This is a genomic window from Ruegeria sp. CF3 (assembly GCF_056537365.1).
The window spans coordinates 32,214-43,478 of record NZ_JBQFRK010000011.1 but is presented as its reverse complement, the minus strand read 5'-3'; the positions used below and the strand labels follow the sequence as shown (position 1 = coordinate 43,478).

Below are 11,265 nucleotides of genomic sequence, written 5' to 3'. Positions count from 1 at the left end.
GGCAACACTGCACCAGATGCGGTGGATGACACCTATGTCACGAACGAGGATACTCCCCTTGTCATCGCGGCGGCAGGCGTGCTGGCCAATGATAGCGACGCGGATGGCGATACGCTGAGTGCCGCACCTGTCACAGATGTTTCGAATGGAACGCTGATACTGAATGGCGATGGCTCTTTCGATTATACGCCGGACCCAGACTTTACAGGTCAAGACACGTTCACCTACACCGTCTCGGATGGAAATGGCGGCAGTAGGCAGGCAACAGCGGTCATCACGGTGAACGCAGTCAACGACGCACCCGAAGCTTCTGATGCGGTCTTTGTCATCAGTCCTACAGCCCCTGTGGGCCGCGTCGTCGGAACGGTCGTGGCCACGGATGTCGATGGTGATGTGCTGAGCTATGATATCACCACGGGCAACGATCTGGGTACGTTCGCCATCTCGCCCACCGGTGTCATCACATTGATAGACCCTGCGGCCCTTGATCCTGTCAACGCCCCTACCCTGCAATTAACCGTTCAGGTTTCGGATGGGACAGAGACCGATATTGCCACAATTGATATAAACGTTAGCGAAAACACCACCCCACAGCCCCTATTTGACAGCGGTCCACATGATTTTACCGGGAATGTATCGGGTGCGGTGGTGCTGGCCCATGATCCCGCCTATCTTTTGCCTGATGGCGCGCTGACCTTTACCTTTACCGCAGATACCGTGAGTGGGCGGCAGTTTCTGTTCTCAAAGGACTCCAGCGGATATGACAATGGCGGGCATGCGGGCGTCTATATCGAGAACGGCCGAGTCGTTGCGCGGTTCCAGGACCTGACTACCACCTATATCGCCGAGACCGGTGTCTTGATTAACCCCGGTCAAACCCATCATGTGGCGCTAACCTTCGGAGCCTTGGGGCTGACCGTCTATGTGGACGGCGCCGCACAGGCCAGCGATGCCTATACCGGTGGGCTTCTGGGCAATGAGGAACCTGTGGTGCTGGGGGCTAATCAGTGGTCCAGCGGAGATAGCGTGGCCGACAATCTGCGTGACGGGTTTATCGGCACGCTCCGAGAAGCCGCGCTCTTCGACACTGCGCTTGATGCTGCCACCATCGCACAGCTAAGCGCCGAAGCCCTCGAAACCCCTCCGGGCAACACTGCACCAGATGCGGTGGATGACACCTATGTCACGAACGAGGATACTCCCCTTGTCATCGCGGCGGCAGGCGTGCTGGCCAATGATAGCGACGCGGATGGCGATGCGCTGAGTCTGACGGGCGTGACGCAGCCCGCCAATGGCGCGCTTGTCGACAATGACGACGGCACCTATACCTACACGCCGAATGCGGGGTTCAGCGGGACCGACAGCTTTACCTACACGATCTCAGATGGAACAGACACCGATACCGCTACAGTGAATGTCACTGTCAACAGCGATACACCACCGCCGGGAGACATCGTTTCCGACGATTTTGCGGGCGGTACGCTTGCGCCTGAATGGGCATTTTCTGGGATTGCGGGCAGCGCCGAGCTGGGAACCAGCGCTACGGACGGGTTCCTTATCATTGCCTCGCCGCCGGGCACTCCCGTCAGCGCCTCGGATCTGCTGACCACCCCACGGGTTCTGCAGAATGTCGCGGACGAAGACTTTCAGATCAGCGCCGGGTTCCTAACCGAGCCCAGTCAGACTTTTCAGGAACACGGTCTACTTGTAGTGCAGGATGACAGCAATTTCATCCGGTTCGACATCGCCTTTACCTCGAATTCGGTGTTGCGGTTGATTGTGGGCGTGGTCGAAAACGGCTCAACCGAATTCCGGCTGTTTGATAGCATATCCTTTGGCAGTGTGAGCGATTTCAGAATTACGCGGTCAGGCGACAACTGGGTCTTTGAAACCTCGAATAACCGTGTCAATTGGACCACGGCGCTGGTGCTAGATCATGCGATGACGGTCACGCAGGCGGGGGTTTTTGCGGGGAGCGCGCCGAAGGATGGGGTGACGCCCGGCTACACCGCGCAGGTGGATTACTTCGAGAACAGCGCTGACCCGATCGTGAACGAGGATGGCACAATCATACCTCCATCCAACACCGCGCCGGATGCGGCGGATGACGGGTTGGTGACGGATGAGGACGTGGCGCTGGTGATCGACGTTGCGGGCGATCTGTTGGCCAATGACAGCGACGCGGATGGCGATGCGTTCAGCCTGACGGGTGTGACGCAGCCCGCCAATGGCGCGCTTGTTGACAATGGCGACGGCACATACACCTATACACCCAATGCCGGGTTCAGCGGGACCGACAGCTTCATTTACACCGTCTCAGATGGAACAGACACCGATACAGCAACGGTGAACATATTTGTATCGGATGGATCTTTGCCGTCGCCGATATTGGTAGCAGGGCCCCACATATTCAACGACGATATCAGCGACGCAGTGATTATCCCCCATGACAACGCTTATGAACTTGCAAGTGGCGCGTTAGTCCTGACCTTTTCAACCGACAGTGTGGCAGGCATTAATTACTTATTTTCAAAAGACTCTGGGGGGTTTGATACCGGAGGGCATATCGGCATATTCGTCGAGGATGGCGCGCTGAAGCTTCGGATTCAGGACACATCAAGCACCTATCAAACTGCCACATCAAATCTCATCATACCGGGGCAGACCCACCAGGTCGTTGTCAATTTCGGCACACCCGGTGGACTGCAGATTTTCGTCGATGGGGTTGAGCAAACATCCATTGCCTATACCGGCGGGCTGTTCGGCAATCAGGAACCGATTGTGATAGGTGCAAACCAGTGGAAAAGCGCCAATTTTGTTGCAAACAATCTGGAGCACCCTTTTGACGGCCAAATTCAGAATGCACATGTCTTTTCAGCCCCTCTGGATCTGGCGGCGGTTACTCAGCTTTACGAACAGGTTATCCCGATTGGTTCACCCGCAGATGCACCTGTACCTCAGGGTGATTTGCTAGCCACCTCGCCAAACGAAGCGCTTTTGATCACCATATCTGATGATCTTCTGACAAACGACAGCGATCCGAATGGAGACAGTCTGACATTCTCGGGAACCGGTACTCCGACGCATGGAACACTGGTTGACAACGGTAATGGGACGCTGACTTACACACCCGACCTCGATTATGAAGGCAACGACGGCTTTGAATACACGGTGTCCGATGGCAACAGCACCCGAACCGCCAACGTGATCATCGCAGTAGCCACCGCCCCTGAAGAGCCTGATTTGGGCGGATCTTCTCCGGACTGGCAGTACATCAGCACGACAACCGGCCAGATTCCATTGCCGGGAACCCCTGAATTGACCGCTGCACAGGTTATGGATGTGGATCAGGACGGCCTTATGGATTTTGTGATTGCAGGCCGTAAAGGCGACCCCGCAATCACCTGGTATCGACAGGCCCCAGACGGCACCTGGGAATCTATCGTAATCGAATCCGAAGCCCTGCGCATTGAGGCAGGTGGAACGGTTTACGACGTTGATGGGGACGGCGATCTTGACATCCTCATGGGTGGAGATTCTCAAAGCAACGAAGTCTGGTGGTGGGAAAACCCCTACCCCGAGTTCGACTTCAACGTCGACTGGACCCGCCACGTGATCAAATCCAGCGGCGGGAATCAGCATCACGACATGATTTTCGGTGATTTCGACAACGACGGTCAGGATGAGTTCGTGTTCTGGAACCAACGCGGCACGCCCCGGGGCCTTTACATTGCGGAAATTCCAACCGACCCTAAAACATCCGAACCATGGAATGCTGTCCAGATCACCGAAACAAAACGCGAAGGCCTTGCCAAAGGCGATATTGACGGCGATGGGGGGCTTGACATAGTGACCGGGGGCCATTGGTACAAATGGAATGGCGGCACAAGTTTCACTGAGCATTTGATTGATGCAGACTTCCCCGAAGGCCAAGTTGCCCTTGGCGACTTTGACGAAGACGGCACTCTAGATGTCATTCTGAGTAGCGGCGACCAGAATGGGCCATTGCTGATGTACCAACAGGCCGGAGACCCGACGGTGACTTCAAACTGGGTTGCAACGAATCTGCTGGGGCTCATCACGGACGAAGTTCATAGTCTTGAGGTGGCCGACATTGATCAAGATGGCCATCTGGATATTTTTGCCGCCGAAATGAACCTGCGTGGCGAAAACCTCGACGCAAAGACATGGGTTCTGTTTGGAGATGGTACCGGAAGCTTTAGGACAACCGTTGTTGCCACCGGGATTGGCAGTCACGAATCCACTCTTGGTGATCTGGACGGGGATGGCGATTTGGACATCCTTGGCAAGGGCTTTGAAGAAGCAGATCTGCACATCTGGTACAACACGCTGAATGAAATCACCCTCGGCGGGTGGGAGCGTAATGTGATCGAAAACGACCGACCTTGGCGGGCAATATTCGAAGAACACGGCGATATCGACGGAGATGGCCTGCTGGACATTATCACCGGCGCCTGGTGGTACAAAAACCCCGGCAGCATTGATGGGGAATGGGTGCGTAACCCGATCGGCGGAACACTCAACAACATGGCGGCAGTCTATGATTTTGATGGGGATGGTGATCTGGACATCCTTGGAACCGAAGGCGTCGGCAGCACCGCTAACAGCGATTTTGTATGGGCACAAAATGATGGTAGCGGCAACTTTATCATCTACGACAATATCGAATCCGCAAACGGAACATTCCTTCAGGGCGTGACAGTCGCCGAGTTGGAACCGGGCAGCCCGACAACGGTCGTGCTGTCATGGCAAAACGGAACCGGAGGCACTCAGGCCTTGACCCTGCCGGACGATCCGACCATCAGCACTTGGTCATGGTCGCAGCTGACCCCTGTTTCTCTGGGCGAAGGTCTGGACAATGGCGATATCGACGCGGATGGCGATATTGACCTACTGCTCGGCTTCAAATGGTTGCGCAACGATGGTGGAATCTGGACCGAGTTTGATGTGCATGTTCCGACGGGGGCTGCGGAACCGGATCGTGTCCATCTGGTTGATATGGATTCCGACGGCGATCTGGATGCTGTCGTCGGATTCGGCCACGAGACGAGCATCACGACGCTGGCCTGGTACGAGCAGACCGACGATGAGACAGCCTCTTGGATAGAGCACATTATCTCGAACAGTCTGGTGGGCAATCCGCAAAGCGTTGATGTTGCTGACCTTGATGCAGACGGTGATCTGGATGTTGTCGCAGGTGAGCACTTGCCCAGCGATCCAGACACACTGGCACTGTATGTCTTTGAAAATGTAGACGGAGTTGGAGGTGACTGGTTTCAGTACGAGGTCTTCACAGGCGACGAGCATCACGACGGGGCCCAACTGGCCGATTTTGACAACGATGGCGATTTGGATATCTATTCCATCGGCTGGACCCATGGGCGCGTCTCAATCTACGAAAACCTAACCAACGGGTTCGATTACATTCTGGTGTAAACTCTTTGGCGGGCGTATAGGTTAATCTGGCGCATGGATCATACAGTGGTATGGCGCTCCGGGCGGCAGGCCATAGCATGTAACCGGAGTAAGAATCTGGTGCGATATAGGGCGTAATCGTACATTTCGCGTCACTTAACATTCAGACAGCATGCCGCGAACTCGCACAGAGAACAGTCTACCTGGCGAACGCATGAATTGTCGTTTCCGATCTTCCAAGAAGCAACACATGTTTTTCTAAACAACGGCGATACTCGAGAGCTTTTTGCCACCCTTGAAGAAGGGGACCGCCTAAACAACGTCGTATACCCACAGGAATGGCAGCTGTGCGGGTTGATTGTCTAAATTACCCAAAGACGGGTTGGACCATAACCGTTGGTGGATGGCTTACGATTCCGCTGGCCGCCATGCGCCTATCGCTGCATCGCTCACTCACACGGGCGCAGAAGTATTATGGTGATGAGTAGATAACGAGGGCATCTCACTGTCAAAGTCAACTGAGAAACGTTGTTTCTCTTGCCTCTTCAAACACGCCCTTGGTGATAGGGCAGGATAAGGTGTTTGTGTTACAAATTACTGTTTGTCAATTGGTCCGCGTGGGCAAGACTGCCTAAACAAGAATTTTTGCTCAAAAGCGCAGTCATGTGTCACCGGCCATCACATATTATGAAAACTCTCACTTGGTTTGATCCCGAAGTGTTCCTGATCGCGGGATCAAACAGGCATTTGTGAGGCATTGTGAAGCTGTCAGAAAAGTTTTGACAGAACAGCTAGCAGTTAGCCCCTGCCCGCTTGCGTACCCAACCCAGAAACGCGGCATCCGGCTTCCGCAACCGTGGCGTGCCTGACCGGACCCAGACCCCGCGCCATTCCGCTTCCAGCCCGTAGACATCAACACCGGGCATGAGACGGCGCGCCTCTTTCAGGGTTTCCGCATCCAGTACCGGCGGAGGCATGTCCGGCTCAATCAGCGCTGCACGGGGAGTAAACCGGATCAGATCCCCCGGATTCTCGCGCATTTCGTAATCGGGCAAGTGGTCCGCCTCGATCATATCGCGGAGCATCTTGCGGAAAACACGCCGCGGCGACGCGCTGCCTGACTTCTTCAAAAGCGTGTCCACCGAAACCGTCCAACCAGGCTGACGCCCGCAATGTTTGCGCGCCAACTCGTAAATCCTCCGTTCCAGAGGTTTACGCAGACGAAAGTAATCACGCGACAGCGTAAGCACGGATTTCGACAACACCGCCCGATATAGCCAGTCGGACAGGGTCACCGCCACACTGACCATCCGGCCTCCGCGGGTTTTGCGCACAATCTCCCAGCTTTCGATCAAACCAAAACCCGTGGTGGTTTCTTCTTCTCCTGTGACGATGTTGGTGGTGATGCGAGTGCCTGCCAACCGTTCGAAAGCCTCGCGCAGCCGCCGGTAGGCATCACCGCTGGTCTCACGGTTGGTTGCCACCAGCAAATCATGCGCCTTCAGTTGCAACGTTCGGCTGACCGTACGTCCGGCATTGATCGCCGCCATAAGCTGACTGATGCAGAAAATCAGGATGTCTTTGTCATGAATCGTCGCCAGCCCTTTGACCGACGGCGTCACCGTGATTTGCACACCGTTGTGCTGGTATTCTAGAATGCGGCGATCCGGACGGGTCGCCAGCGAGAACAGCGGGTGCTCCATACTGGCGAGATCATCCTTGGGAATCACATCAAAAACATCGCAGACGAAGAAATCGCCCTGCTGTCTGCGGTCTGGAAGAAGACCCCCGACCGTATCTGTAACTGCCCTGCCCATGGCCCTCTTTCCTGCAGCTCTCTTTCGGAGCCTTCCTGTCAAACCGCCATCCGACTCGTTTTTTCGTGGTTTTAGTGACACCTATCGTAGAGTTATCCACAAACCTGCACAACGGGGGTTCAGAGTCACCAGATCGGGGGATCAGAGTCATTATATCGGGGTTTCAGAGTCAGTGTGTGAGGAAAAATATGAGTTAATTATCTGTTATAAAACAATAATTTTGGGAACAAGAGAGCCTATAACGATAAATAACACAAAAATAACTTAAAAAGAAAATCCACAACATCCTAAGATGCGTTATATTCGCACCATTATCCCCTTATTTTGCTTAGAAAAATCAGCGCTGTGCGCATTTCGCTTTCATGTGTCATGTTTTTGCGTATCATAGGAAAAAGGCAGTACATCAGGCGGCAATCATCATGGCTAAGGACGGAACCCCCCTTCCCCCCTATTTCAATATTGATCCAGATTCCGCACTTGCAGATTTGGACTTACCCACAGGCTCAGACGATTTTGAAGCCATTGCTCAAGCTTGCGCCCAAGGTCGAGCCGATCTTGCCAGTCGGGGTTTGAGCGATGAGGGACATAAGTCTTTACGCCTGTTTTCCACCTGGGAAATCACCCGCTATTTGATCCCTGTTGCTCAAGCGCATTTTCGCCGCGTTCTAAAACAAAACCCTGACCTGCCTCAGGGACGATCCGAGACCGAAGGTGGTGCCAAGTGGTTCAGTCTGGAGGAAGTGTTGTGCCTGCGTGCCTTCTTCGGTGCGCAGGGCTCGAAGTCAAAGAATTATCTGCCTTATCGACCAAAGAAACAGCCTGCTAAATTGGTTGCGGTGGCCAACTTCAAAGGTGGCGTAGGTAAGACATCCACTGCAGCGCATCTGGCAATGTCCGCCGCGCTTGATGGGTATAAAGTACTTGTCGTCGATCTCGACAGTCAGGGCTCAATGACTTCGATCTTCAGTGGTCATGTCGAAGATGAATGGCAAACAGCCTTTCCCTTGCTGGCCCGTCACTACGGTGAATATCTGCGTATAGAAAACCAACGGCGCTTGGATCGTGGAGACCCACCGCAGCCGCTCGACGACACATTGAGTGCAGCTTTGGAAATGACCGCGGAAGATGTCATTCAAAAAACACACTGGCCTAATATCGATCTGATCGGAGCACAACTGAATCTGTACTGGGCCGAGTTCCAAATCCCGGTCTGGCGCATGCAGGCGAGAGGGTGGAAGCTTTGGGACGCATTAAGCGACCGGTTAACAGCTGATAGTGTGCTGGAGAACTATGATCTTGTTTTCATAGATACCCCCCCTGCCCTGGGCTATCTGACTATAAACGGTCTGTCGGCAGCCGATATTCTGTTGGTGCCGCTTGGGGCCTCCTTCCTGGAGTTTGATTCTACAGGGCGGTTCTTCAATATGTTACATTCGACATTTGCCAGCATAGAAGATGGTGAGAATGTTGCAGCCCGAGCCTTGGGACGACCTGAAATGGCATTCGAATGGGATGCTGTCCGCGCGGTCATCACCCGATATGACGGAGCCCAGCAAGGGGAGCTTTCGGCTCTAATGCAGGCCTATCTGGGCAAAACGCTTTCTCCGCACCGACAGGATTTCACCGCTTTGATCGGACAAGCTGGCGAACAGGTAAGCGGAATTTATGAAGCTGACTACCGTGATTTTAACCGTGAAACCTATGCGCGCGGCCGCGAAACATTCGACGCGACTTATGCTGCATTCAAGCGACTGTTGATCGGTGTATGGCGCCGGGATGAACTGGTTGCGCAACAAGCGGCAGAATAACGATCCCGGGACAAAACACTATAGGGCATGTGAGGAGAAGCAGAGATGGCAAAACGCAAGCGATTGACCCCGGCCCAACCGAGCTATCTGAGCGCGGTGCCCGAGGTGAAATCTGCACCATTAGGGACCAATGCGGCACCTATCGCACAAGTCGCGGGAGAAGCGTCAACCGTAGCCGCGCTTGAAGAAGTTACCCAGGTCTTGCAAAGCGCTCGAAAGGAAGGGCGCATGATTGAGATATTGCCTTTGGAGGCTATAGATGAGCGTCATCTGGTGCGTGACCGCCTGGAGCAAAACGAAGAAGAAATGGCTTCGTTGCTGGACAGCCTGCGTGCCAGAGGGCAGCAAATGCCCATTGAGGTTGTCGCTCTACCGAATGCGGAAGGGGCTCTTACCCATGGATTGATTTCAGGCTGGCGGCGCCTGACAGCGCTGCGCAGGCTGTACCGAGAAACCTCTGATCGGAGGTTCGCAAGCGTGAAGGCCATTGTGATTACCCCGAACAGCGCCCAGGATGCATACGTGGCAATGGTTGAAGAAAACGAAATCCGTGTGAACCTGAGCCATTATGAGCGTGCGCGCATCGCCGTAAAAGCAATGAATGAGGGCGTGTACCCGACCCAGAAAGCCGCGCTGCAGGGATTGTTCGGTAATGCAACCCGCTCAAAACGATCCAAGATCGGCACCTTCATTGTTTTGGTTGAAACCTTTGATGCTGAGCTGAACTTTCCCTCAGCCATCAGTGAGAAACTCGGCTTATCATTAGTGCGGCATATGAACCTAGATCCGAGTTTTGGCGACGCACTCAAAGCGAAACTACAGAACAACCCTCGGAGCAATGCTGAGGCTGAAGTGCAAATTCTGTCATCTGCGCTGTCTGAATGGGGGATGCCCCGGTCATCGCCCCGATCCCGGATATGTCAACCAGAGCCAGGTGCAGCATCGCAAGAACGGGTTATAACCCACGTTACAGAGGGTATTGAAATGCGTTTTGTCCCGGCGGTGGACCGCATCGAGTTGGTTGGCGCGGGGGTCTCGGAACAGCTTGCCCTAGCGTTGCAGGAATGGCTGAAGGCCGACTGAAATTTCAGGATGTTTCGCACGCGAAACGTTGAGTAACCTCATCTGACTGGTCCAATTTGATTGTTAGTGCATCGTCGGTCTGTAATCCATCGGGACGACGGTTTCAGGTGCTGGCGGGCGATAGCCCAGTGCACTGTGGGGCCGCTGTGTGTTGTGGTGTTTCCTCCATTGTTTAATCAGAATTTGAGCTTCGCGTAGGCTGTAGAAGACTTCACCGTTGAGTAGCTCATCCCTGAGCCGGCCGTTGAAGCTTTCACAGTATCCGTTCTCTGACGGGCTCCCAGTTTCAATGTGAGCCGTCTGGGCGCCGACGGCGGTAATCCAGTCTCGGACGGCTTGGGCGATAAATTCTGACTCATTGTCTGAACGTATGAAGCGGGGCGTACCCCGCAGTATGAACAGATCCGTCAGGGCATCGATCACATCGACCGAGTTCAGCTTGCGCTTCACTCTAATCGCCAGGCACTCCCGGCTGTGCTCATCAAGGATGTTCAGCGTCCGAAAAGCTTTGCCGTCATCGGTTCGACAATGAACGAAGTCATAGCTCCATACATGATTGCGATACTCCGGCCTCAGCCGAACACACGAGCCATCGTTCAGCCAGAGCCGTCCTTTCTTCGGTTGTTTCACTGGTACTTTCAGCCCCTCTCGCCGCCAAAGCCATTCAATCCGCCCGTCGCTCACCGACCATCCAGCCTCTCTAAGCCGCTCGTTCTCTTTCTGAAGCCGCTTCAGTTCTTTCAACTGATCTACACCCATTCCGCCGTACTTCTTGCGCCACCGGGAATAGGTTTGTTCAATAACGTCGATCTGCCTGATCGCATCGAGACGGGACATCCCTTGCCCCATCAGAACTTCAATCTGCCGTAACTTAGAGACAATCTCTTCGGGCTTCGGTCTCTTGTTTGCCATTTGTGGTCCTCCGTTTCCTAAACATAACGGTGGACCAGTTCAGTTGGGGAGGCTCGGTATGGACTAGCGAAACTTGGGTGTTACGCGTCGCAGAAAAAGGGATAAGAAATGGCTATGCGACTTATTGTTTTCTAGATCGCAAGAGTATGACTTGCCATCTTGCGCTGTTTGCTGAAACCGGGCAAGGTTTTGCTGTGTTTGACTGAACT

Annotated in this window: 5 protein-coding genes; 3 read left to right on the top strand and 2 right to left on the bottom strand. The window is 54.1% G+C overall.

Translation table 11 applies throughout. The features are described 5' to 3' along the window. On the top strand, positions 1-5,457 hold a 5,457-nt coding region (locus ACR0KC_RS22130; RefSeq protein ID WP_480796376.1), incomplete at its 5' end, for a cadherin-like domain-containing protein. A gap of 770 nt (positions 5,458-6,227) precedes the next feature. Here ACR0KC_RS22130 and ACR0KC_RS22125 read toward each other — a convergent pair. After that, positions 6,228-7,253, bottom strand: coding sequence for a replication initiator protein A (locus ACR0KC_RS22125; protein WP_480707707.1), 1,026 nt, complete (start codon positions 7,251-7,253; stop codon positions 6,228-6,230). A gap of 419 nt (positions 7,254-7,672) precedes the next feature. Here ACR0KC_RS22125 and ACR0KC_RS22120 point away from each other — a divergent pair, with 419 nt between their 5' ends. After that, positions 7,673-9,061: an AAA family ATPase gene (locus ACR0KC_RS22120; protein WP_480707705.1), complete on the top strand. Its 1,389-nt coding sequence runs from the start codon at positions 7,673-7,675 to the stop codon at positions 9,059-9,061. 45 nt (positions 9,062-9,106) lie between these two features. Then, positions 9,107-10,144, top strand: a complete 1,038-nt coding sequence (locus ACR0KC_RS22115) for a ParB/RepB/Spo0J family partition protein (RefSeq protein ID WP_480772301.1) — start codon at positions 9,107-9,109, stop codon at positions 10,142-10,144. Between the two features lie 63 nt (positions 10,145-10,207). Here ACR0KC_RS22115 and ACR0KC_RS22110 read toward each other — a convergent pair whose 3' ends face one another. Then, positions 10,208-11,056 (bottom strand): IS3 family transposase, encoded by an 849-nt coding sequence (locus tag ACR0KC_RS22110; RefSeq protein ID WP_480707701.1) that lies wholly within the window; start codon positions 11,054-11,056, stop codon positions 10,208-10,210. Between the last annotated feature and the right edge of the window lie 209 nt (positions 11,057-11,265).

Coding starts and splice junctions, on each gene's coding strand:
- ACR0KC_RS22110 (WP_480707701.1), bottom strand. CDS start 11,056: ATGGCAAACAAGAGACCGAAGCCCGAAGAGATTGTCTCTAAGTTACGG.
- ACR0KC_RS22115 (WP_480772301.1), top strand. CDS start 9,107: ATGGCAAAACGCAAGCGATTGACCCCGGCCCAACCGAGCTATCTGAGC.
- ACR0KC_RS22125 (WP_480707707.1), bottom strand. CDS start 7,253: ATGGGCAGGGCAGTTACAGATACGGTCGGGGGTCTTCTTCCAGACCGC.
- ACR0KC_RS22120 (WP_480707705.1), top strand. CDS start 7,673: ATGGCTAAGGACGGAACCCCCCTTCCCCCCTATTTCAATATTGATCCA.